Here is a 24,802-nt window from a genome sequence, read left to right as displayed (position 1 = left end):
TTGCTTTAATTCCCTGTAAAGTAGCTGACCGCTGATTCAAAGAGTTTTTGGTCTTTATTACCCGGAATATTTTGAAAGAGACCATCTTCATAACGCTCAGAGTGTCCCATCTTACCAATAATTTGACCGTTCTTGCTGGTAATCCCTTCAATAGCATAACTGGAACCATTTGGATTGTACTTAGAATCCATAGATGGCTGACCATCAAAATCTACATATTGACTCCAGATTTGGCCATTATCACGCAGTTCAGCAAATTCTTCAGCAGTTACGACAAATTTACCTTCACCATGTGAAACCGGTATTGTATGAACATCACCAACTTCAACGCCTGTCAACCACGGTGAATTAGTATTAGCAATCCGTGTTTCTACCATTTTTGCCACATGCTGATTGGCATCATTATAGAAAAGAGTTGGACTAGTTTCAGACGCTGCTTCAAAGTTACCATAAGGCAGTAAACCAGACTTGACTAAGGCTTGGAAACCATTACAAATACCAATGATGAGCCCACCGCGTTTAATGAAAATTTCAATAGCTCGACGAACCTTATTGTTTAACAAAATGTTGACAATAAATTTAGCTGAACCATCTGGTTCGTCAGCAGCTGAGAAGCCACCTGCAAAAAAGATGATATGAGCCTTGTCAATCTTGTCAACCATAGTGTTAACAGAACTGTCAATAGTAGCCGCGTCTAAAGTAACAAATGGAACTAGTTCAACTTGAGCACCAGCCGCCTCAAAGGCTTTGGCTGAATCGTATTCTGAATTGGTTCCAGGGAAAACAGGAATGTAAACCAAAGGCTTATCTATCTTGTTCTTAGCCTCTTTGACAACCATTGTTGAGACAGCTGGTACTTCTTCAAGTTCCATCGCCTGTTTAAATTCAGTCGGGTAAACCTCCTCAAGTTTGCCTTCAAAAGCTGACAGAAGCTTTTCCCCAGACATGTTGACACCATTGACAAGGAGTGTAAAGTTTTCACTGGTTTGACCCAACTTGACAGCTCTGTCAATCTGATCAGGAGATGTAAAGACAAAGCCTCCCAGCTGACCTGTCAAGATAGTGTCAACTCTGTCAATATTGATATCTACCCCGATATGATTACCAAAAGCCATCAGAGCCAGACTCTCCATCAAACCACCGTATTTGATGGCAGATGCTGCTGTAATCTGATAATCTTCTTGCAGACTTGCAAAAGTCTCAAAGTTTCGCTTAATCAGATCAAAATCAATAGATTGACTCAGAGCTTGACCGGGAAGGTAGTAGATATTTTCTCCAGCTGTTTTAAATTCTGGCGAGAGAATCTTATCGCTATTGGCTGTTGTTACTCCGAAAGCTACCAGAGTTGGCGGAACCGTCAATTCTTCAAAGGTACCAGACATAGAATCCTTACCGCCGATAGAAGGCAAGCCTAATTGAATCTGAGCTTCAATAGAACCCAGCAAGGCTGCTAGAGGCTGACCAAAGCGTTCTGCTTTCTTGTCCATTCGCTCGAAATACTCTTGATAAGAGAAACGAGCCTTGGACCAATCCGCCCCTGTCGCTACCAAACGAGCCGTCGCTTCAATAACAGCATAGGCTGCTCCATGGTAAGGCGACCATTCAGCCAAATAAGGATTGTAACCTTGAGCCATAACTGAAGCAGTCTTGGTTACCCCATGCTCAACTGGTAATTTTTGCACGGAACTTTCTGGTGGAGTAATTTGATAGCGACCGCCCAGTGGATGGTTGACCGTTGACCGGCCGACCGAGCTATCAAAGATGGTCTGCAAACCTTTCTGACTAGCATGGTTGAGATCAGCAAGGACCGCAAGCGTATCTGCCTCTAGATTAGTTTGCGATGTCCGCCGTACTTCAGGCAAGTTTAGTTTTTTATCCACAACCTTGGCATCAACTACGACACGAACACCGTTAGTATCAAGAAAAGAGCGTTCAAGATTGACAATAGTTTGGCCATTCCAAGTCATAACCAAATTGGGTTTTTGAGTAACCTCAGCCACAACCACCGCCTGAATATTTTCCTTAGCAGATTCGGTAATAAAGGCATTCACATCTTCTGGACGAACCACAACAGCCATCCGTTCCTGACTTTCTGAAATGGCAATTTCGGTTCCGTTAAGGCCAGCATATTTGAGCGGTACCTTGTCCAAATCAATTTTCAAACCATCAGCCAGCTCACCGATAGCCACACAAACACCGCCAGCACCGAAATCATTAGACTTCTTAATCAGACGAGTCACTTCTTTTTTACGGAAAAGCCGTTGAATCTTACGTTCTTCTAAAGCATTCCCTTTTTGAACTTCTGCACCAGCAGTTTCAACCGATTCCACCGTTTGCACCTTGGAAGAACCCGTCGCCCCGCCAACACCGTCACGCCCAGTCTTACCGCCAAGAAGGATAACGACATCACCAGCCTCTGGCTTTTCGCGAACAACATTCTCCTTAGGTGCCGCACCGACGACTGCCCCCAGCTCCATCCGCTTAGCCACAAAACCTGGGTGGAAGTATTCTTTAACATAAGTAGTCGCAAGTCCAATCTGATTGCCGTAGGAAGAATAGCCATGAGCAGCCGTTTTAGAAATGACCTGTTGGGGCAATTTCCCAGCTCTGGTTTCAGCGATTGGTGTCGTAATATCACCAGCTCCTGAAATCCGCATAGCCTGATAGACATAAGAACGACCTGACAATGGATCGCGAATAGCCCCACCGATACAGGTAGCTGCACCACCAAAGGGTTCAATTTCTGTCGGATGATTGTGGGTTTCATTCTTGAACATGAGGAGCCAAGGTTCTTTGATCCCATTAACATCAACTTCGATTTCAACCGAGCAGGCGTTGATTTCGTCGGACACCTCCATATCATCCAGACGGCCATTTGCCCGTTCATACCGACCAAAGATTGTTGCCATATCCATCAGGGTTTGAGGCTTATCATCACGGCCTAATTCATGCCGCATAGCTAAATATTTATCATAGGTTGCCTGCAGCTGTTCCTGAAACTTGGATTGCGAAAAATCAACGGCTCTAAGTTCTGTTTCAAAGGTTGTGTGACGGCAGTGATCGGACCAGTAAGTATCCAAAACTTTGAGCTCTGTTTCAGTAGGAACCCGTCCCAACTTTTTAAAGTAATCCTGAATAAAGAGAAGGTCATCCACTTCCATGGCCAGACCTTCTTTGACCTTATAGGTTTTGAAGTCTTCCGCCGAATAAGCCGCAAAGAAATCTAAACGAGGAATAGTCTTATCAGAAGCCGCAAAAGTTTGCGGTGCCAAGCCTTGATTAATATCCTTAAAACGGGAGTCCACCGGATTAAGGAGATAGTCTTTAACGGCCGCTAGTTCTTGGTCTGAAATATCCCGATTGACCAGATAAAGTTGAGCTGTATTAACCTGAATGTCCGGACTACCGCCCAATAGTAAGAGAGCTTCCTTAGAACTGGCTGCCCTTTGATCAAACTGACCCGGCAAGGCTTCAATAGCAAAGTAAGTGTAAGTTTTCAAAGCCTTTTTAACCTCAGTCTCATCCAAAACGTGATCGGTTACTTTTTCAGAAAAAATATGGGCCTCAGCCTTAGCCAAAAGATCCGACTTAATATTGAAAACATCATAAACCTGAACTAAACGCAACTTTTTCAAACTCGACAACTGTAAATTATGTCTCAATTCCCTAACTAAAGAAACAGCTTTCATCTGAAAATCAGCCTTTTTCTCCACAAAAATCCGCTTATCCATGATTAAATCCTTCGTTTTAAATTTCCTAACTCGTATTTCTATCTGCTTAGCCAATCAGCCTAGTCTAGACCTTGCAACTTTTCCAAAACAACTTCATAGACATCAGTCAGATTCCCTAAATCCCTGCGGAAAACATCTTTATCCATGTGATGGCCTTGGACATCCCAAAGACGGCAGTTATCTGGCGAAAATTCATCTGCCAAAATAATCTTTCCATCCTTGTCAAAACCAAATTCCAACTTGAAATCAATCAATTTCAAACCGATTTGGCCGAACCAGCCTGTCAAGAGTTCATTGATGCGGCGAGTCTCTTCCTTGAGAAAGGCGATTTGCTCATCAGTGGCAATCCCCAAAAACTTAATATGTTCATCATTGATAAAGGGATCATCTAAATCATCATTTTTGTAGTAGAATTCAACAATTGGACTTCCAAATTTGATGCCTTCTTCCATACCAAAACGTTTAGCAAAAGAACCCGCCGTATAATTTCTAAGAACGACTTCCAAAGGAATAATTTTAACTCGCTTGTTGAGCTGTTCAGTCTCTGATAATTGCTTAACAAAATGGGTAGCCACACCTGCCGCATTTAATTTCTCAAAGATTAAAGACGAGATTTGATTGTTGAGTACTCCCTTGCCCTTAATGGTCTCCTTACGAGCTCCATTGAGCATGGTTGCTTGGTCCTTGTAAACCGCTACAATCTCATTCTCGTCTTCCGTATTATAAATATCTTTGGCCTTACCTGTATAAATCAGTTGTTTTTTCATCAGAATGTTCGCCTTCCATGTTTGTTACCCTAGATTTTAACACAACTCAGTAGCTTATTCAACATTTTACAAACAATATAATATTACATTATTATTAATGTTCGGTTTTAGTCTGAAAGCACTCAATTTCCCCAGACTTGTTACTAAAAAACCCCATGATAGACTACTTTCGACGCTAAATAGTTTCAAAATCAACTACGCTGGTGGTTTTATTGTTTTTCACTGTGTGAAAAACTTGCTTCAATCCATCATAAAAACGAGGCCTTTTTAAAACCTCGTTTCTCTTTAATTTTGCTAATGCGTTCACCTAAAAGGTAAACAAAACCATCGTTGCTGCTAGCAACAAAATTGCAACTAACCTTTTCATTTTCTCTATCCTTTCTTTTCGATATTTTCATTATATAAAATCTTCACCAAAAAGAAAGTGACATTCATGTCACTAGACTAGATCATCCTCAGCTTTTTCATCACGCAGACCATCTGCTAAAACCTCATCTCCCAACAAGGTTGCGAAGTTAATGGCTTGATCATAAAGCTGAGTAGCCCTCTCTTTGTCCTCCTCAATATTAAGATAGTATTTAGCCTCCACCATCATAACACTAGGCCGATAGATAGGCTGTTGGGTCTTCTCAATCAGCTGGTAAATCTTCTTGATCACCGGCAGAGTTGCCTGATAATTCCCATGTTGTACATAAACACCTAAGACTGAAATAAGAATTGATAAGAGGTCAATATTATAGAGCTCATTTGTCGAAGGTTCTTGCTCTAGTAGACGATTTTTTAACTTATTGAAAAGTTTTTTATCATAATATTTTTTGTTATGAATTCCAAACAAGTAGTAGCCAACAACCATGAGGTCATTCATAGTATAGACTTTTTTCCTTTGAATCTGCTCGAAAGCGTCCTCATAAACCTCTTTGATATCTACTATCTTTTGCGTTTGGCTCCAATTTAAAATCTTTTCCGAAAGGTCTAAAAAGAGCAGTTCCTCCTCAGGCAATACCGTGAAATACTTTTCGTAGGCTTCTTCAATCATGGCCTGTTTTTGCTCCACTCGTTCAGGATCGCCATAGGTGGGAAATTTTACTAAACGATGCTTGAGTTCAAAATAATCAGCCGGAATAGCTAGGCTTTCCTCCGCTAATAAATCAGAAAGTTCGACCTTTAACTGCTTAGCAATGTAAGCCAACTTCTCTAGTGATGGTAACGATTCTCCCTTTTCAATACGAATCAACTGACGAACAGTCAGATGACTACCATCGCGACAGACTGAGTCTCGAGAGAGATTTCGGCTTTCTCTAGCCTGACGAATTCTGGGACCAATTGTTGATTTGAAAGGCATAAAGGCCCTCCTTCTAGCTTTTATTACCCTTCATCTCTCATCTCTATTTTATCAAATATTAGTATCGTTTAAATAACAATCTTGTATCTTTATTTACAGAAAAAGTTAAGATTCTAAAACTTAAACAAAGATTAAAATTTCCTTTTTCCCAGCAAACAAAAAGGGGAGTAGAATCAACCCAAAAAATTGAAAATTTTGGTTCTCACCACGTCCTGATTTTAAGGTTGTGACCTGAAATGGTCTCTCCCCAGACCATTTTACTCCCATCCTCGCACAATTGATTAGGATGGTCGCTAACAAGGGGTTAGGACCTCAGTGCTTCATTGGTGCTAGCTAAAGCACCTAATGAACTGTGCAGGGGTAATAGTCACCAAGTCTTACTCCCAGCTACTGCGTCAAACTCCTATTACTGCAAAAATAAAAGACTGGAATACTTTTTTCCAGCCTCGACTTCCTTATTTTCCAATTCGACCTTCTAAGTAATCTAACATATCTCCCAACTTTACTATATCTTCAATGTCATCATCTGGAATTTCGACAGAAAATTCATCTTCAAGATTGACGACAAATTCCATTAGATCAATAGAATCAACGCCAAGTTCATCCTTTAAAGATGTATCTTCTGTTACCTCCATGTCCTCATGATGCATTTGTTCCTTAATCATTTGACTAATCTTGTCAAAAATTTCATTTCTGGTCATTTGCTCTCCTTTCAAGAAGATTCATAAAGTATATAGTAAGGATGTTAGGGGAGTCCGATCAGCTCCATTTTTATTTACTTTTTTCTCCTTTCTTATCAATGGTCCTCCTTAGAGAATTCATCTACAATCTTATCTACAACCTTGTTTTCCAACATAGTGCGGACCTGCTTGATAGTATAATAAACAGATGTAGCATCACTAGAACCATGGCATTTCACAACAGGAGCCTGCAGTCCAATCAGAACAGCCCCTCCAGCTGAAGAATAATCCATAATCTCCCGCATGCTATAGAGGCTATCTTTAAGGAAGAAAGCTCCTAATTTTGCCTTTTTCCCGCCATTTTTGATAGCGGATTTCAAAGCAGAAAGAATAGAGAGACCAGTTCCTTCAATGGTTTTCAACACAGCATTACCAGTAAAACCATCTGTTACAACAACATCAGCTATCCCGTTAAGAAGTTCACGCGCTTCAATATTTCCGATAAAATTAATTGCAGGCTCCTTGGACAGAAGGTCATAAACCTCTTTACGCAAGGGATCTCCCTTGGTACTTTCAGTCCCATTATTTAAAAGACCAACCCGAGGTTTAGTTATCCCTTGTACAGCTTCCGAATAGAAGGAGCCCAAGATGCCATACTGATGGAGGTGCTGAGCCGTGTTTTCAGCATTGGCTCCCAAGTCTAACATAACAAAGTTTCCCCCATCAATAGTTGGTATAGTAGACAGTAAGGCTGGCCGATCAATCCCTTTGATGCGACCAACAACAAATAGTCCAGCTGCTAGAAGAGCCCCTGTATTACCAGCAGAAATGACTGCATCAGCCTGACTATCCTTAACAGCTTGAGCTCCCAAGACCATGGAGGCATTTTTCTTTTGTCGAATGGACTTGACTGGCTCATCATCCGAATCGATTTTTACTTCGGTATGGACAATCGAAACACGATCACTGGCCTTTAAATATTTTTTTATTTTTTCTTCATGACCGTAAAGTTTAATCTCGATATCCGTAAATTCACCAAGGGCTTGATTTACCCCCTCTACAATAGCCTGGGGGGCGTTATCTCCGCCCATAGCATCCACAGCAATTGTCTTCATTTCGATCCCCTTTTCAGTCTCTTTAGTGTCAGTATTATAGCATAATTTACCCCGCTTTTCATCCCCAGTTAGTAACAAGTCCCAGCAAATTTAGCAAAACGTTTTAATCCAATTAACTTTATCAATATCCTATTCATAGGTTTACTAACTTTATCATACCCAAGAGCCAAGAAAAAGACCTAGACCTTACTAATCCAGATCTTTCACTTATTTCATAATATCGCCCCAGCTAGATAAATCATCAATAAATTTTTTGGATTTTAAATGTAGCCCAACATAATTTTCATAAATATCATCAATAAACTTCCGCAATTTTCGCTTCATTTCAGGTTTAACCGAAATTGTTTTCAAATCATCAAAAGAGATGGTTTGAAAACGATCCAAAAGATAGAGAACATTGGGATCTAGATGACTGCGATGGCTATCCTTTTCATAATGCTGAGGGCAAAGAAGCCCCGAATATTGGTAAGAAAAATCAAAAGGCAGACCGATACGGTGACAAAAGACACATTCATGAAAATTTAGGCGAACACCAAAACGCTCTAAAATCTGTATTTCAAAAATATTGGTCAAAATCTCATAGTCTAACCCCTGCTCCATCATCTCCAAGGTCTTAACTAGAAAATCAAAAAGGGGAGCATCACGGAGGCCATCATCAATAGCTGCATCTACCAAAGACACGATATAACTAGCATAAGACAAACGAAAAATATCCTCATTAATGGTCTTAAAAATCTGAACTTCCTTGTAATCATCAATATACGATAAGCCAGCATCATTAATTTTCATGAGAAAATCAGCTACTGTCAAAGGCTGGATGACCGAGGTTAACTTAGACCGACTAATATGTTTCACGAAAAACATTCGCTTACCAGCCATCTCCGTAAAAATTTTAACCAACTTATCATCCTCACGGTAGTTGCGATTAAAGAGGACTAGACCACGTGATTCCTTAGTCTGCATACTGTTCCATAAATTCCTTTAACCGTCTCATAGCCTCTTGGATAGTTGCCATGCTAGCTGCGTAGGAAATTCGCAAGTAACCTTCACCATACTTTCCAAAAGCCACCCCTGGGATCATGGCAACTGCTTTTTGATGGGCAAAATCTTTCAAGAATTGAAAAGAATCCTGTCCCTCCGGTACTGGAATTTTAGCAAATATATAGAAGGCCCCCGTTGGTTTAATGATTTTAAAATTCATCTCAACCATTTTTTTGATAATATAATCCCGACGTTTGATATATTCTTCCTTCATTGGCAGAGCATCATCCTTACCGACTGTCAGAGCCTCAATAGCAGCAAACTGAGCATTGGTCGTTGCAGCCGTAACTAGATATTGATGGCTTTTAATCAACTGTTGTGTGAATATCTCAGGTGCAAAGATAAAGCCGATCCGCCACCCTGTCATCGCATGAGATTTAGACAAGCCATTAATAACGATAGCTTGATCTCGTAGGTATTCTCCAATAGAAACATGTCCCGTATCAGTGTAAGTTAATTCCGAATATACCTCATCACTCACTACAAATACATCATATTTTTTTAAGACATCCGCAAAAGCCTTAATTTGCTCACGTGAATAGGTCACTCCTGTCGGATTTGTTGGATAATTTAAAAGTACCACCTTAAGCTTATCACCTTGCTCAAGAATAGCCTTCTCCAATTGCTCAGGTGTCAAAATAAAATCATTATCAGTTGTGTCAATTTCAACAATTTCAGCACCGACAAGATTAACAATTGGCTCATAACCCGGATAAGCAGGTGCAGGCAACAAAACAGTATCACCAGGCTCCAAAATAGCAGTTAAAGTAGCAGATAGGGCTTCTGTTGCTCCAATTGTCACAAGAATTTCTGAATCAGGATTATAAATTAAATTGTACTTTTCCTTGACAAAGTTCGAAGCTGCTTGACGTAATTCCAAGAGTCCAGCCATACCCGTATAATGGCTCTGATTAGCATCAATTGCTGCCTTAGCAGCCTCTTTAACATGATCAGGTGTTGTAAAATCGGGTTCTCCTAGAGTCATCTTTAAAATTCCAGGTACTGAAGAAATCGACTGATCAAACTGTCGAATTAAAGAAACTTCAATTTTTTCCAAATTTTTATTGAAACGTCTTGTTAAATCCATAATGCTATCTCCTATGAAATATTACCTTTATTATACAGTAAATCATTAAAAATTCCAGTAAGCCCACAAATATAAATGAAAAGCCTGCTTGCACAGGCCTTTCATTTATTTAGAAAGTTCAAATTCAAAAAGTGGAGAAAGTGGACGTTTTTCATGAACACGAATAATAGCTTCACCAATTAAATCAGCAATCGAGATTTGCTCAATCTTATCAATCAGACGCTCATTTGGTAGATAAATAGTATCCAAAACAACTAATTTTTTAATCGCCGACTTATCAATATTATCCAAAGCAGGTCCTGAAAGGACTGGGTGAGTACAAGAGGCATAAACTTCAGTTGCCCCTGCTTCAGCCAAAGCATCAGCTGCATGGCAAATAGTACCAGCAGTATCAATCATGTCATCAATGAGAATACAAGTTTTGCCCTTGACATCCCCAATAATATTCATCACTTCACTAGTATTCATTTTATCGACACTGCGACGTTTATCGATAATAGCAATTGGTGTTTTAAGACATTGAGCCAACTTACGCGCACGGGTAACACCCCCATGATCAGGACTGACAACAACAACATCTTTGCCAACAAAGCCATGACGAATAAAATAATCAGCAATCAGAGGAGCCCCCATCAGGTGATCAACAGGAATATCAAAGAAGCCCTGAATTTGAGCAGCATGCAAATCAACAGTCAAAAGACGATCAACACCAGCTACCTCAAGCATATTAGCCACCAATTTAGAAGTGATTGGTTCCCGTGAACGAGCTTTTCGATCTTGGCGAGCATAACCATAGTAAGGCATAACTACGCTAACAGTCTCAGCACTCGCTCGTTTAAGAGCATCAACCATAATTAATATTTCCATTAAGTTATTATTAACTGGCGAACTTGTTGATTGAAGAATAAAAGCGTGGTGCCCACGGATAGATTCCTCAATATTGACCTGAATCTCACCATCTGAAAACTGTCGAATAGTTGCCTTACCCAAAGGAATTCCGATAGAATCCGCCACTTTTTCAGCCAACTCTTGATTAGAAGAGAGAGCAAAGAGCTTCAAATTATTAAATGACATGACTTCCTCCAAAGATTTTATCCTTTACTATTTTAACGTTTTTCCCTTTGATTTTCAATGTATAACAAAAGGAATAAAAAGAATCCGAAAAAGGAGAGAACCTTAATGGCCTCTCCTTACAAATTAATTCATTATTGATAGATAAAGTAGTGTTCACCTGAAGAGTTAATATCAAAGCTTCCACGATAATCACCAATTGATTGGTTACCAGCATAGTTAGCTTCATTAACAGTAACAGTAGAACCATTCACAGAAGTCACGTAAGCAACGTGTCCATAGCCACCACCATCATTTGGCCAAACAACAACTGAACCAACTTGTGGAGTTGAACCAGTTGTGTGACCTGCAGCTACCGCACTAGCTCCCCATTGGTTCGCATTACCCCAATAGTTACCAACCCAAGATGCCAATGATTTAACACCCCAAGTACATTGACCTGCTGGATAAGTATTAGTATCATCAACCGGTGCAGCAGGCGCTGGTGCCGGTTCCGGAGCTGGTGTAGCTTCTTGACTTGCACTTGAATCTTCAGCAGCAGGTGCTGGTGCAGCTTCTTGTTGTTGTTGCTGATCTTGAGCTGGTGCTTCTGAAGTATCAGTTGTTGGAGCATCCGTAGCAGCTTCTGAAGCAGATGTTTCAGCTGAAGCAGATTGGTTATCAGCTGGCTGTTGCTGATCTTGTTGAGCAGCGGCCTCTGATTGAGCAGCAGCTTGAGATGCAGCAACTGCTTCTGACTCAGAACTTGCAGCAGATGCAGAAGCTGCAGCACTAGCAGCTTGTGACTCAGCTGTTGATTTAGCCGTCACAAGTGCTTGTTTATTAGCTTGCGCATTAGCTATTTCTGCTGAGATAGCAGCTTGTGCAGAATCAAGTGCAGCCTGCTGTTCAGCAAGTGCTGATTGGTTAGCTTGAATCGTTGCTTGGTTAGCAGCAACTTGATTCATAGCAGCTTGATTTTCTGCTTGTTTTGTCTCAAGTGCAGCCTGATCAGCTTGTTGTTGAGCCAACTGACTTTGACTCGCAGAAACAACTTCATGAACAGCAACAATACGACTGATAGCTTCTGAAATTGATTTTGAGTTCAAAATCGTATTAATATAACCTGTTGCTGTGTTATTCTTTTGAGCATTTTGTGCTTGCGCTTGAATAGAAGCATTACGAGCAACAATTTTAGCTGACAAGTCTTGAATTTCACTTGCAAGAGTATTTGACTGAGCTTGAAGTTCATTATTTTGCGCTTCAAGTTCAGCGTTCTGTCCTGCAAGAACAGCTGACTGATTTTGAACCATTGCTGACTGAGCTTGTGCAGCCTGTGACTGAGCCGCCAAGTTACTGATTACAGAATCTTGATTAGCAATCGCTGTATCATAATCATCGGCTTTTACAGCTGTAGCTGCTGTAAGAGCAACACCACTAAGCAATACTGTTGATAAAATACGTTTTTTCATGTTAATTAAACTACTCCCATATTGATAAGACTTTTATATTATATCAAAAACTGCCCTTTTTATTGTTACGTCTATATTACAGTTATATGTTTATTTAGCACTATTTCTATGGACAAATTTGTCTAAAATGACAAAAATAATCACGTTTAAAAGCAGAGTCTCTGCTAGCTGATAGGTGACAAATGATAAAAAACTATAGGTCGTGAGATGGTAGAGAAATGCTAAACCATAACACCCAACCTCAAACAAAACTAAGAGTAGAAAGAAGGCCAATAAACTTCTTGTGGGAGTTACAAAATATTTTTTACTTCTTTTTATCAAATAGACTAAAATAGGGAGCATAAAAAAAGTAATTCCAATAAAATTTAGATAATAACTATCATAAATAAGACCAAGAATAAAACCCAAAAGATAAGCGAAAAAGTCAGTGTCCAAAAATCTCAAAAGTAAGAACATAAAAATTATAAGAAGATGAACACGTAAAAAGACATAACGTCCAGTTAAAGTCGTCAATAAATCTGAAAGCTGTCCATCAATTAATAAGAGAAAAAAAGCCAGAACTGAGATGAACCATTTATTTTTTAGCAATTTCATTTTAATTTCCAATCAGGGTAACATAACTGATATTATCCAAATCAGCTGTTGGAGTAACATAAACCTTCCGCTTACTGAGCTCTTTAGCATTGCTAATAGATGATATTTTTCCCACACTGATACCAGCAATACTTTTACCGTCTAAACCACTAGTTATAACATTGTCATCCTTCTTAAGTTCCTTATCAGCATTTAATTCTTCAATAATTAAAACATTCTTCTTGGCATTATAACCTGTTAAAATGCCATAGACATCACCTGCTGAACCCGTCATCTTAACAGGAATCTCATAGGTTCCTTCTGAATTAGAAACCAATTGAAGACTTGAATCAGAACTAGTTAAATTAGAAACTCTGCCAACCAAACCACCATCAGAAACAGCTAACATATTCGCTGACACTCCATCTGATTTTCCAACACTGATCGTTAAGCTTTCATACCAAGATAATGTGGAACGAACGGTAACTTTACTGGTAATCGTCTTATAGCTAGAAAAATTCTTTTCAACTTCTAAAGCTTTTGACAAGCTCATATTTTCCTCTTTTAAGGTACTTAAATCAGATGATTGATCCTTCATCTTAGCAAGATTTTTCTTCAAAGACTCGTTCTCATCATAAGTATTAAATAAATCAATTAGCTCATCCTTTGCCGTAGAGATTAAGCGAAACGGATAAGAAATAGCTTTATCAACTTTTGAAGTTATACCACTGATAGGGGTAGTAATATCTTTTATAATAGCTGTATTTCTAAAAATAAAAAAAAGAAGCACCAAAAATATTAATAGACTTGTCACAGATAGGGTAACGACACGGGAAAATCTAATTTTTTTCATAAGGGACCTCTTTTTAATATAAACAAAACGAGATATCTTTCGATAACTCGTTACTTCACTAATACGGAGAATGGGGGATTCGAACCCCCGCGCCAGTTTCCCGACCTAACGATTTAGCAAACCGTCCTCTTCAGCCTCTTGAGTAATTCTCCAACAATAGTCCGTACGGGATTCGAACCCGTGTTACCGCCGTGAAAAGGCGGTGTCTTAACCCCTTGACCAACGGACCTTTGTTGCTAATGGGCACAAGTGGACTCGAACCACCGACCTCACGCTTATCAGGCGTGCGCTCTAACCAGCTGAGCTATGCGCCCAAACTTTTTGTTTGGTTTATAATTTTCATTATAAAGCGGGTGACGAGAATCGAACTCGCGACAACAGCTTGGAAGGCTGTAGTTTTACCACTAAACTACACCCGCTAATTAAAAATAAATGGCGCGAGACGGAATCGAACCGCCGACACATGGAGCTTCAATCCATTGCTCTACCAACTGAGCTACCGAGCCTTTCCTACCTATAAGGTATTGCGGGAGCAGGATTTGAACCTACGACCTTCGGGTTATGAGCCCGACGAGCTACCTAACTGCTCCATCCCGCGATATTATTAAAGGAGGATGTGGGATTCGAACCCACGCGTGCTGTTACACACCTGACGGTTTTCAAGACCGTTCCCTTCAGCCGGACTTGGGTAATCCTCCGATTAAAAATAACTAAGCAATATGGACCTTGTAGGACTCGAACCTACGACCGCTCGGTTATGAGCCGAGTGCTCTAACCAGTTGAGCTAAAGGTCCAAAGTCATCCATATACTAATAATAGCGGCGAAGGGGATCGAACCCCCGACCTCCCGGGTATGAACCGGACGCTCTAGCCAGCTGAGCTACACCGCCAAAAATCGGGAAGACAGGATTCGAACCTGCGACCCCTTGGTCCCAAACCAAGTACTCTACCAAGCTGAGCTACTTCCCGTATATGATGCACCCTAGAGGATTCGAACCTCTAACCGCCTGATTCGTAGTCAGGTACTCTATCCAGTTGAGCCAAGGGTGCTTAACTTTCTATTATGCCGAGGACCGGAATCGAACCGGTACGAAGGTTACCCTTCGCAGGATTTTAAGTCCTGTGCGTCTGCCAGTTCCGCCACCCCGGCAATCCTCAAGCGAACGACGGGATTCGAACCCGCGACCCCCACCTTGGCAAGGTGATGTTCTACCACTGAACTACGTTCGCAAATGCCGGCTACATGACTTGAACACGCGACCCTCTGATTACAAATCAGATGCTCTACCAACTGAGCTAAGCCGGCCTATTGCTTCTTATTATGCGGGTTAAGGGACTTGAACCCCCACGCCGTTAAGCGCCAGATCCTAAATCTGGTGCGTCTGCCAATTCCGCCAAACCCGCATCTATGACCCGTACTGGGCTCGAACCAGTGACCCTTTGATTAAAAGTCAAATGCTCTACCAACTGAGCTAACGAGTCTGACTATTGTCCAGAAACTATTGTAAACTACGCTTACTTTTTTCCAGATTGAAATAGTCCACCAGACTATTTCAACGGTCCCGACGGGAATTGAACCCGCGATCTTCGCCGTGACAGGGCGACGTGATAACCGCTACACCACGGGACCTATTCTAAGCAATTGTATTCGAACTTAAAAGCTAGTGATTTAGATAAAAGGCTTAAGAAATCAGGATTTCTTACCCATTTCCTACGCTTGCTTTACGTTCTCATTACTTAATCATGGGAGTTAACGGGATCGAACCGCTGACCCTCTGCTTGTAAGGCAGATGCTCTCCCAGCTGAGCTAAACTCCCTAATGGAACCTTCTTAGATTCCTATGCGCTAAGCGACTCCCTTATCTCACAGGGGGCAACCCCCAATTACTTCAGGCGTGCTAGGGCTTAACTGCTGTGTTCGGCATGGATACAGGTGTCTCTCCTAGGCTAGCGTCACTTAACTATGAATTGAATTGTATTCGAACTTAAAAGCTAGTGATTTAGATAAATCCTCTTGAAGTCCTTAGACTTCTGCGGTGATTTCCTAAAATCATACGCTTTTCTTCACGTTCTCATTACTTATTTTGCCAATTCAAAATTGAATACCTATCTATTGTATCAAGCCTTACCTCGCGCTGTCAATACCTTCTTTAGGATAAGTCCTCGAGCGATTAGTATTGGTCCGCTTCATAGCTTACACTACTTCCACTCCCAACCTATCTACCTGATCTTCTCTCAGGGCTCTTACTGATATATAATCATGGGAAATCTCATCTTGAGGGAGGCTTCACACTTAGATGCTTTCAGCGTTTATCCCTTCCATACATAGCTACCCAGCGATGCTCTTGGCAGAACAACTGGTACACCAGCGGTATGTCCACTCTGGTCCTCTCGTACTAGGAGCAGAGCCTCTCAAATTTCCTTCGCCCGCGACGGATAGGGACCGAACTGTCTCACGACGTTCTGAACCCAGCTCGCGTGCCGCTTTAATGGGCGAACAGCCCAACCCTTGGGACCGACTACAGCCCCAGGATGCGACGAGCCGACATCGAGGTGCCAAACCTCCCCGTCGATGTGAACTCTTGGGGGAGATAAGCCTGTTATCCCCAGGGTAGCTTTTATCCGTTGAGCGATGGCCCTTCCATGCGGAACCACCGGATCACTAAGCCCGACTTTCGTCCCTGCTCGAGTTGTCGCTCTCGCAGTCAAGCTCCCTTATACCTTTACACTCTGCGATTGATTTCCAACCAATCTGAGGGAACCTTTGGGCGCCTCCGTTACCTTTTAGGAGGCGACCGCCCCAGTCAAACTGCCCGTCAGACACTGTCTCCCTAGACGCTTAGCCTAGCGGGTTAGAGTAGCCATAACACAAGGGTAGTATCCCAACAGCGCCTCCTTCGAAACTAGCGTCCCGATCTCTATGGCTCCTACCTATCCTGTACATGTGGTACAGATACTCAATATCAAACTGCAGTAAAGCTCCATGGGGTCTTTCCGTCCTGTCGCGGGTAACCTGCATCTTCACAGGTACTAAAATTTCACCGAGTCTCTCGTTGAGACAGTGCCCAAATCATTACGCCTTTCGTGCGGGTCGGAACTTACCCGACAAGGAATTTCGCTACCTTAGGACCGTTATAGTTACGGCCGCCGTTTACTGGGGCTTCAATTCAGATCTTCGCTTAACGCTAAACCCTCCTCTTAACCTTCCAGCACCGGGCAGGCGTCACCCCCTATACTTCATCTTTCGATTTCGCAGAGAGCTGTGTTTTTGATAAACAGTTGCTTGGGCCTTTTCACTGCGGCTCAGTCTAGCTGAGCGCCCCTTCTCCCGAAGTTACGGGGCCATTTTGCCGAGTTCCTTAACGAGAGTTCGCTCGATCACCTGAGGCTACTCGCCTCGACTACCTGTGTCGGTTTGCGGTACGGGTAGAGTATACATTAACGCTAGAAGCTTTTCTTGGCAGCCTGACATCACTCACTTCGCTACTAAACTTCGCTCCCCATCACAGCTCAATGTTACAGGACTAAGCATTTGACTCAGTCCACACCTCACTGCTTGGCCAGACACTTCCAGTCGTCTGGTTGAGTTAGCCTTCTGCGTCCCTCCTTCACTCTATACTCTAGTACAGGACTATCAACCTGTTGCCCATCGGATACACCTGTCGGTCTCTCCTTAGGTCCCGACTAACCCAGGGCGGACGAGCCTTCCCCTGGAAACCTTAGTCTTACGGTGGACAGGATTCTCACCTGTCTTGCGCTACTCATACCGGCATTCTCACTTCTATGCACTCCAGCACTCCTCACGGTATACCTTCTCCACACATAGAACGCTCTCCTACCATCCCTAAAGGATCCACAGCTTCGGTAAATTGTTTTAGCCCCGGTACATTTTCGGCGCAGGGTCACTCGACTAGTGAGCTATTACGCACTCTTTGAATGAATAGCTGCTTCTAAGCTAACATCCTAGTTGTCTGTGCAACCCCACATCCTTTTCCACTTAACAATTATTTGGGGACCTTAGCTGGTGGTCTGGGCTGTTTCCCTTTCGACTACGGATCTTAGCACTCGCAGTCTGACTGCCGACCATAAATCGTTGGCATTCGGAGTTTATCTGAGATTGGTAATCCGGGATGGACCCCTCACCCAAACAGTGCTCTACCTCCAAGATTCTTATTGTCGACGCTAGCCCTAAAGCTATTTCGGAGAGAACCAGCTATCTCCAAGTTCGTTTGGAATTTCTCCGCTACCCACAAGTCATCCAAGCACTTTTCAACGTACTCTGGTTCGGGCCTCCAGTGAGTCTTACCTCACCTTCACCCTGCTCATGGGTAGGTCACCTGGTTTCGGGTCTACGTCATTGTACTTATCCGCCCTCTTCAGACTCGGTTTCCCTACGGCTCCGTCTCTTCAACTTAACCTCGCACAATAACGTAACTCGCCGGTTCATTCTACAAAAGGCACGCTCTCACCCATTAACGGGCTCGAACTTCTTGTAAGCACACGGTTTCAGGTTCTCTTTCACTCCCCTTCCGGGGTGCTTTTCACCTTTCCCTCACGGTACTGGTTCACTATCGGTCACTAGGGAGTATTTAGGGTTGGGAGATGGGCCTCCCAGTTTCCGACGAGATTTCTCGTGTCTCGCCGTACTCAGGATCCTGTTAGCGTCTTCCATCATTTCAAATACGAGGCTTTTACTCTCTTTGGCCGACTTTCCCAAGTCGTTCTTTTATGACGTTTGATCACTCTTCACAGTCCTACAACCCCAGAATGTAAACATCCTGGTTTGCCCTCCTGCCCTTTCGCTCGCCGCTACTCAGGCAATCGCTCTTGCTTTCTCTTCCTGCAGCTACTGAGATGTTTCAGTTCACTGCGTCTTCCTTCTCATATCCTTAACAGATATGGATGACAACCTGTAGTTGCCGGGTTCCCCCATTCGGATATCTCTGGATCTCAGCTTACTTACAGCTCCCCAAAGCATTTCGTCGTTAATCACGTCCTTCATCGGCTCCTAGTGCCAAGGCATCCACCGTGCGCCCTTATTAACTTAACCTTATTAAAAAACTCATTAAATATTTACAGCGTTTCGGTTTATTTTCTTGTTACTATTTGATAGATATTCAATTTTCAATGGACAAGTCTAAGATACTAAGACCGTCCCAACTTGTTGGGCATTTTTGTAGAAAAATAGGAAATCAACGCTGTGTGACTTGCACACAAGGAGATTTATCTTTTTTCCTAAAAAATGAGGTCGTGTTCAATTTCTTGAACAATATCTTATTTAGCTTAGAATACAAGTTTTCGCTAAAGCGAATCATCTCTCGTATCCTATGGAGCCTAGCGGGATCGAACCGCTGACCTCCTGCGTGCAAAGCAGGCGCTCTCCCAGCTGAGCTAAGGCCCCACAAAACCTCTGAAAACTAAATAGAGACGCCCTAAAACGTGCTTCCGTAGCTAAATAAGGGTACCTTTAACCTTATCGGCTAAATTGTACTCGGGCTAAAAGCTTGTGATTTAGATAAACCACCTTGTATGCAAGCATACTGCCTTGGTTTCCTAAAATCAAGTCGCTTTTAAACGCCCTCCGTTACTTAGTTTTTCCTTAGAAAGGAGGTGATCCAGCCGCACCTTCCGATACGGCTACCTTGTTACGACTTCACCCCAATCATCCGTCCCACCTTAGGCGGCTGGCTCCCGAAGGTTACCTCACCGACTTTGGGTGTTACAAACTCTCGTGGTGTGACGGGCGGTGTGTACAAGGCCCGGGAACGTATTCACCGCGGCGTGCTGATCCGCGATTACTAGCGATTCCGACTTCATGGAGGCGAGTTGCAGCCTCCAATCCGAACTGAGATTGGCTTTCAGAGATTAGCTTGCCGTCACCGGCTTGCGACTCGTTGTACCAACCATTGTAGCACGTGTGTAGCCCAGGTCATAAGGGGCATGATGATTTGACGTCATCCCCACCTTCCTCCGGTTTATTACCGGCAGTCTCGCTAGAGTGCCCAACTTAATGATGGCAACTAACAATAAGGGTTGCGCTCGTTGCGGGACTTAACCCAACATCTCACGACACGAGCTGACGACAACCATGCACCACCTGTCACCGATGTACCGAAGTAACTCCCTATCTCTAGGGATGGCATCGGGATGTCAAGACCTGGTAAGGTTCTTCGCGTTGCTTCGAATTAAACCACATGCTCCACCGCTTGTGCGGGCCCCCGTCAATTCCTTTGAGTTTCAACCTTGCGGTCGTACTCCCCAGGCGGAGTGCTTAATGCGTTAGCTCCGGCACTAAGCCCCGGAAAGGGCCTAACACCTAGCACTCAGCGTTTACGGCGTGGACTACCAGGGTATCTAATCCTGTTCGCTACCCACGCTTTCGAGCCTCAGCGTCAGTTACAGACCAGAGAGCCGCTTTCGCCACCGGTGTTCCTCCATATATCTACGCATTTCACCGCTACACATGGAATTCCACTCTCCCCTTCTGCACTCAAGTTCAACAGTTTCCAAAGCAAACAATGGTTGAGCCACTGCCTTTAACTTCAGACTTACTAAACCGCCTGCGCTCGCTTTACGCCCAATAAATCCGGACAACGCTCGGGACCTACGTATTACCGCGGCTGCTGGCACGTAGTTAGCCGTCCCTTTCTGGTAAGATACCGTCACTTGTGTAACTTTCCACTCTACACATCGTTCTTCTCTTACAACAGAGCTTTACGATCCGAAAACCTTCTTCACTCACGCGGCGTTGCTCGGTCAGGGTTCCCCCCATTGCCGAAGATTCCCTACTGCTGCCTCCCGTAGGAGTCTGGGCCGTGTCTCAGTCCCAGTGTGGCCGTTCACCCTCTCAGGTCGGCTATGTATCGTCGCCTAGGTGAGCCCTTACCTCACCTACTAGCTAATACAACGCAGGTCCATCTGTTAGTGGTGCTCTTGCACCTTTCAAATCACTAACATGAGTTAGTCACTATTATGCGGTATTAGCTATCGTTTCCAATAGTTATCCCCCGCTAACAGGCAGGTTACCTACGCGTTACTCACCCGTTCGCAACTCCTCGTACTAGAGCAAGCTCCAGTACTCAGCGTTCTACTTGCATGTATTAGGCACGCCGCCAGCGTTCGTCCTGAGCCAGGATCAAACTCTCATCTAATAGTTTGAGCGCTTAACTCACTTGTGTCATCGCTGACTTATTGTCCTTTGACAGGTTACTCTCGTAACCCGCACGTCTTGGTTCGTCTCTATTCAGTTCTCAAAGGTCTTGCCCCTCTCTCGAGGACAGCTCCCTTATTCTAGCAAACACCTCCTCCTTTGTCAATACCTTTAGATTAATTTTTTTATGTATTATAAAATGGTAAACCTAGGATTGTTTTTAAATAAAGCTAGAAATAAAAAGAACTTTCATTTTGGAAATTCTTTGTCATTAGTCGTACTTGATACGGAAAGTAAAAAAACAAACAAAATTAGATTTCTTGTTATTAAAAATCTAATCCTGTTCATTTTTTATTTTGGTTGTCGAAATTTTTATATAAGGCTGGGACAGACAGCCTTCTCACTGCTACTAGTCAATAGCTGAATTTTTATAACCATAAAGAAAATAGATAAGAAGACCAATAAGCACAGAAATACCAAAGGCGATCCAGGTAACAGTCATAAATTGACTCATGAGAGATAGACAGATAATGATTGAAATAATCGGTAAAATTGGGACTAAAGGTGTCTTAAATTGATCCTTCTGGGGGGTTCCTTTGTCCTGACGCAGCTTAATCAAGGCTACTGCAAGGACAATCAAATAAGCTAAAGTACAGATATTAACAAACTCTGCCAAAGCTGCTAGAGGAACAATACCAGCAAAGATAATGGCGAAGATTCCAACTAATAGTGTCGCATTATCTGGAATCTTCGATTTTTCTGAAATATGGCGGAAGGATTTCGGTAAAAGTCCATCTCGACTAATACTATAAACTGTTCGTGAAAGAGCGTAGGTCATCGAAATACAGACCGTAATCAAAGTTAAAATGGCTACAGTCGAAACATAGTTGGCTGCCCATGACAAGCCAACATGACGCAGGGCAAAAGCAACAGCATCAGCAACACCAAGCTTAGTGTAATGAACAATCCCTGTTAAGACAAGAGTAACCACAATATAGACAATCGTCACAATAATCAAAGATAGAGTAATTCCGCGAGGAACTGTTTTTTGCGGTTCCTTAGCCTCGTCAACTGCCATAGACAACGATTCAAAACCAAGAAAGGCAAAAAACATAATCGATGCTCCAGCAACAATTCCCGTCTTACCACCATAAAGTTGACCAAATCCAAAAGGCATGAAGTTTGACCAATTATCTGGTTTGATAAAAAAGAAACCAGCGATAATAAAGAGGGCTAAAGCTGAAAATTTCAAGATAACCAAGAAGCTATTAAAGCGTAAAACTGATTTAGAATTCATCATAACCAGAGCTGTTACAGCTACCATAACCAAGACAGGTAACAAATCAACATAGGTCCCTTTACTTGGATCAAAAGTTCCATTAAGTGCTGTAGGCAAGGTAATATTAAAACTGGCCAAAAGCCCCTTTAAGTAAGCTCCCCAGCCTGAAGCAACACTGGAAATGGCAATCAGGAATTCCATTATAATCATCCAACCGACCATCCAAGCTGGAAACTCTCCTAAAGTTGCATAAACATAGCTATAGGCGCCGCCGTTTGCAGGTAAGCGAGATGCAAATTCTGCAAAGAAGAGGGCCGAAATACCAACAGCAACAGCAGCAATAATAATGGAAATAACCAGACCTGGTCCAGCATAGTTAGCAGCACCAATACCAGTAATAGTAAAGATGCCTGTTCCCACCATCGAACCTAAACCAAGAAAAACGAGGTCAATAACCCCTAAACTTCTAGCCATTTCTGCTTTGGCTTGACGCGGGTCTTTTTTTCGAAAAATATTCACTTATCTCTCCTTGAATTTTTTATAGTTGTAAGTTTATCATAGGGAAAAATGATTGTAAATACTTTTTGAGATAAAGCAAAATTTAAGACCTAAAACAGAGATATTCGAAAACAAAAGAAAAAGGAGAACCTCTCTCCTTTTCTTAATTATCACTGCTGCTATCGGTCTCAGACATTTTTTCTTTCACTTCATCATAAGAAAGAGCATGGTTGTCATCTCCCGAATTTTCTAAATCCTCTTCAGGCATCTTACCTGTTTCGTAGATAGATTTAATTTGGGCAGCATCCAAAGTTTCATATTTGAGCAGAGCTTCTGCAATCAGCTTATGGGTTTCGCGGTTAGAATTGATAACATCGGCAGCCTTATTACGGGCTTCATTCAAGAGTTGGCGAACTTCTTCATCAATCATAACAGCTGTTTGAGTAGAATAAGACTTATCAGTTGGCATTTGACCTGGATTCATAGCATGATTACCTTCATACTGAACAGGTCCAAGTTTATCGCTCATACCATATTCAGCTACCATAGCCCTAGCTAGGGCAGTGGCTTGTTCAAAGTCATTTGAAGCACCCGAAGTTTGAACATTAAAAATAATTTCTTCAGCAACACGACCACCCATAAGACCAGCCAATTGTTCTTTCAACTCATCCTTAGAAAGGAGGTTCTGATCTTCCTTAGGTAAGGAAATCATGTAGCCACCGGCACGCCCTCGAGGAACGATGGTAACCTTATGGACATCTCGAGCACTTGAGAGAACCAAACCAACAATGGTATGGCCAGCTTCGTGGAAAGCCACAATTTGCCGTTCTTTTTCAGAGACCTTTTTATCTTTTTTAGAAGGACCTGCAATAACGCGGTCTTCAGCTTCGTCAATATCGCTAGCGTCAATCTTGGTTTTATTGCGACGAGCCGCAACAAGGGCAGCTTCATTCAAGACATTTTCAAGGTCGGCACCGACAAAACCTGGAGTTTGTTGGGCAATAACCTTGAGATCTACATCATCTTTTAATGGTTTATTTTTAGAATGGACTTTAAGAATAGCTTCCCGCCCCTTAACATCAGGACGACCAACTAAGACTTTACGGTCAAAACGTCCAGGACGAAGAAGAGCTGGATCGAGAACATCGCTTCGGTTGGTTGCAGCAATAACAATGATACTTTCATTACCTTCAAAACCATCCATTTCGACTAGGAGTTGGTTAAGAGTCTGTTCACGTTCATCATTTCCGCCGCCCATACCGGCACCGCGACGGCGACCGACAGCATCAATTTCATCGATAAAAATCAGAGCTCTTTCAGCCTTTTTAGCATCTTCAAAGAGGGAACGAACTCGACTAGCACCGACACCGACAAACATTTCCACAAAGTCAGAACCTGAAATACTGAAAAAAGGAACACCGGCTTCACCAGCAACCGCCTTAGCTAAGAGAGTTTTACCAGTTCCGGGAGGACCTTCAAGAAGAACACCTGTCGGAATGCGGGCACCCAAAGCCCGATACTTTTTAGGATTTTTTAAGAAGTCAACAACTTCAACTAGCTCTTGCTTTTCCTCCTCGGCACCCGCAACATCAGAAAAACGAACCTTAATATCATCCTTGCTAGCAGTCTTAGCTTTATTACGGCCGAAGCTCATGGCACCACGAGCTCCACCGCCGCCTCCTTGACTCATCATAAAATAGAAGAGCAGTCCCATAACAAGTAGTGGGACGAAGAGACTAAAGACATAGGACATAATTGCCCCACTAGAACTTTCAGGAACCACCTTAATTTTAGTACCAGATTCATCAGCTGCTTTTTCCAATTGATTCATAGAAGAATCGCTCGGTAAAATAACGGAGGTGAATTTTGTAACCTTTTCAGAACTATCAGAATTCAAAAGGTTAAAGCTTGAGCTGTTTGATGGAACCTTCTTGGCTTTGGCATAATCACCAGTCACTTTTACAACACTACCACTAGGCTGATAAGTAACTGATTTAATCTCACCTTTTTTTATTTCCTTAACTAAGGTTGAGTAACCAACTTCTCTAGTCTGACCAGAAGAACTGCTAAAATAAAAGTTTGCAGCTGTCACCGCCAAAACAATGACTACCAGATAAATATAGGCATTTTTGACAAGCCCATTTTTATTTTTATTATTCATTGGC

Annotated in this window: 13 protein-coding genes, 19 tRNA genes and 3 rRNA genes; all 35 read right to left on the bottom strand. The window is 42.5% G+C overall.

Features of this window, described 5'->3' with window-relative positions:
• Positions 1 to 5: 5 nt before the first annotated feature.
• On the bottom strand, positions 6 to 3,731 hold the full coding sequence (locus ACFSN5_RS00250; protein WP_165329534.1) for a phosphoribosylformylglycinamidine synthase: 3,726 nt from the start codon (positions 3,729 to 3,731) through the stop codon (positions 6 to 8).
• Positions 3,732 to 3,790: 59 nt separating this feature from the next.
• Positions 3,791 to 4,498, bottom strand: a complete 708-nt coding sequence (purC, locus tag ACFSN5_RS00245; RefSeq protein WP_165213108.1) for a phosphoribosylaminoimidazolesuccinocarboxamide synthase — start codon at positions 4,496 to 4,498, stop codon at positions 3,791 to 3,793.
• A gap of 439 nt (positions 4,499 to 4,937) precedes the next feature.
• On the bottom strand, positions 4,938 to 5,840 hold the full coding sequence (locus tag ACFSN5_RS00240; RefSeq protein ID WP_165213106.1) for a helix-turn-helix domain-containing protein: 903 nt from the start codon (positions 5,838 to 5,840) through the stop codon (positions 4,938 to 4,940).
• Between the two features lie 455 nt (positions 5,841 to 6,295).
• Positions 6,296 to 6,541: an acyl carrier protein gene (locus ACFSN5_RS00235; RefSeq protein ID WP_004229666.1), complete on the bottom strand. Its 246-nt coding sequence runs from the start codon at positions 6,539 to 6,541 to the stop codon at positions 6,296 to 6,298.
• A 95-nt stretch (positions 6,542 to 6,636) separates the two neighbouring features.
• Positions 6,637 to 7,635 (bottom strand): phosphate acyltransferase PlsX, encoded by a 999-nt coding sequence (gene plsX, locus ACFSN5_RS00230; protein ID WP_004225475.1) that lies wholly within the window; start codon positions 7,633 to 7,635, stop codon positions 6,637 to 6,639.
• Between the two features lie 207 nt (positions 7,636 to 7,842).
• Positions 7,843 to 8,598, bottom strand: a complete 756-nt coding sequence (recO, locus tag ACFSN5_RS00225; protein ID WP_004226755.1) for a DNA repair protein RecO — start codon at positions 8,596 to 8,598, stop codon at positions 7,843 to 7,845.
• A complete protein-coding gene (locus ACFSN5_RS00220) occupies positions 8,588 to 9,763 on the bottom strand; it encodes a pyridoxal phosphate-dependent aminotransferase (protein WP_165213104.1) in 1,176 nt (391 codons plus the stop codon). The genes recO and ACFSN5_RS00220 overlap by 11 nt, the downstream gene beginning before the upstream one ends.
• A gap of 105 nt (positions 9,764 to 9,868) precedes the next feature.
• Entirely contained in the window at positions 9,869 to 10,837 is a 969-nt protein-coding gene (locus ACFSN5_RS00215) for a ribose-phosphate diphosphokinase (RefSeq protein WP_165213102.1), read from the bottom strand.
• Between the two features lie 131 nt (positions 10,838 to 10,968).
• Complete coding sequence (locus ACFSN5_RS00210; RefSeq protein WP_165213100.1) at positions 10,969 to 12,285, bottom strand: CHAP domain-containing protein; 1,317 nt, start codon at positions 12,283 to 12,285, stop codon at positions 10,969 to 10,971.
• 90 nt (positions 12,286 to 12,375) lie between these two features.
• Positions 12,376 to 12,879, bottom strand: a complete 504-nt coding sequence (gene mreD / locus ACFSN5_RS00205; RefSeq protein ID WP_165213098.1) for a rod shape-determining protein MreD — start codon at positions 12,877 to 12,879, stop codon at positions 12,376 to 12,378.
• 1 nt (position 12,880) lies between these two features.
• On the bottom strand, positions 12,881 to 13,711 hold the full coding sequence (gene mreC / locus ACFSN5_RS00200; protein ID WP_165213096.1) for a rod shape-determining protein MreC: 831 nt from the start codon (positions 13,709 to 13,711) through the stop codon (positions 12,881 to 12,883).
• A 64-nt stretch (positions 13,712 to 13,775) separates the two neighbouring features.
• A tRNA-Ser gene (locus ACFSN5_RS00195) sits at positions 13,776 to 13,863 on the bottom strand.
• Between the two features lie 5 nt (positions 13,864 to 13,868).
• Positions 13,869 to 13,940 (bottom strand) — tRNA-Glu (locus ACFSN5_RS00190).
• A gap of 11 nt (positions 13,941 to 13,951) precedes the next feature.
• Positions 13,952 to 14,025, bottom strand: a tRNA-Ile gene (locus ACFSN5_RS00185).
• A 34-nt stretch (positions 14,026 to 14,059) separates the two neighbouring features.
• Positions 14,060 to 14,130, bottom strand: a tRNA-Gly gene (locus tag ACFSN5_RS00180).
• A 14-nt stretch (positions 14,131 to 14,144) separates the two neighbouring features.
• Positions 14,145 to 14,217 (bottom strand) — tRNA-Phe (locus ACFSN5_RS00175).
• 18 nt (positions 14,218 to 14,235) lie between these two features.
• Positions 14,236 to 14,309: transfer RNA gene (locus ACFSN5_RS00170), tRNA-Met, on the bottom strand.
• 10 nt (positions 14,310 to 14,319) lie between these two features.
• Positions 14,320 to 14,409, bottom strand: a tRNA-Ser gene (locus tag ACFSN5_RS00165).
• 22 nt (positions 14,410 to 14,431) lie between these two features.
• Positions 14,432 to 14,505: transfer RNA gene (locus ACFSN5_RS00160), tRNA-Ile, on the bottom strand.
• Between the two features lie 22 nt (positions 14,506 to 14,527).
• Positions 14,528 to 14,601 (bottom strand) — tRNA-Met (locus ACFSN5_RS00155).
• Between the two features lie 5 nt (positions 14,602 to 14,606).
• Positions 14,607 to 14,680: transfer RNA gene (locus tag ACFSN5_RS00150), tRNA-Pro, on the bottom strand.
• Positions 14,681 to 14,687: 7 nt separating this feature from the next.
• Positions 14,688 to 14,761: transfer RNA gene (locus ACFSN5_RS00145), tRNA-Arg, on the bottom strand.
• A gap of 14 nt (positions 14,762 to 14,775) precedes the next feature.
• A tRNA-Leu gene (locus ACFSN5_RS00140) sits at positions 14,776 to 14,861 on the bottom strand.
• A gap of 8 nt (positions 14,862 to 14,869) precedes the next feature.
• Positions 14,870 to 14,941: transfer RNA gene (locus ACFSN5_RS00135), tRNA-Gly, on the bottom strand.
• 3 nt (positions 14,942 to 14,944) lie between these two features.
• A tRNA-Thr gene (locus ACFSN5_RS00130) sits at positions 14,945 to 15,017 on the bottom strand.
• 16 nt (positions 15,018 to 15,033) lie between these two features.
• Positions 15,034 to 15,115, bottom strand: a tRNA-Leu gene (locus ACFSN5_RS00125).
• A 5-nt stretch (positions 15,116 to 15,120) separates the two neighbouring features.
• Positions 15,121 to 15,193 (bottom strand) — tRNA-Lys (locus tag ACFSN5_RS00120).
• A 75-nt stretch (positions 15,194 to 15,268) separates the two neighbouring features.
• Positions 15,269 to 15,341, bottom strand: a tRNA-Asp gene (locus tag ACFSN5_RS00115).
• A gap of 114 nt (positions 15,342 to 15,455) precedes the next feature.
• Positions 15,456 to 15,528, bottom strand: a tRNA-Val gene (locus ACFSN5_RS00110).
• 27 nt (positions 15,529 to 15,555) lie between these two features.
• Positions 15,556 to 15,671, bottom strand: a 5S ribosomal RNA gene (gene rrf / locus ACFSN5_RS00105).
• 190 nt (positions 15,672 to 15,861) lie between these two features.
• Positions 15,862 to 18,760, bottom strand: a 23S ribosomal RNA gene (locus ACFSN5_RS00100).
• Positions 18,761 to 19,038: 278 nt separating this feature from the next.
• Positions 19,039 to 19,111 (bottom strand) — tRNA-Ala (locus ACFSN5_RS00095).
• 202 nt (positions 19,112 to 19,313) lie between these two features.
• Positions 19,314 to 20,861, bottom strand: a 16S ribosomal RNA gene (locus ACFSN5_RS00090).
• The 16S, 23S and 5S rRNA genes sit together here with 19 tRNA genes alongside, the layout of an rRNA operon.
• A gap of 408 nt (positions 20,862 to 21,269) precedes the next feature.
• Positions 21,270 to 22,658 carry an amino acid permease gene (locus ACFSN5_RS00085; protein WP_165329453.1) on the bottom strand — a complete coding sequence of 463 codons (1,389 nt, stop codon included), beginning with the start codon at positions 22,656 to 22,658 and terminating at the stop codon, positions 21,270 to 21,272.
• A gap of 142 nt (positions 22,659 to 22,800) precedes the next feature.
• Complete coding sequence (ftsH, locus tag ACFSN5_RS00080) at positions 22,801 to 24,798, bottom strand: ATP-dependent zinc metalloprotease FtsH (protein WP_165329454.1); 1,998 nt, start codon at positions 24,796 to 24,798, stop codon at positions 22,801 to 22,803.
• Positions 24,799 to 24,802: the final 4 nt, after the last annotated feature.

Source organism: Streptococcus tangpeifui, from assembly GCF_044503215.1.
GTDB lineage: Bacteria > Bacillota > Bacilli > Lactobacillales > Streptococcaceae > Streptococcus > Streptococcus tangpeifui.
This window is presented reverse-complemented; position numbering and strand designations above follow the sequence as displayed.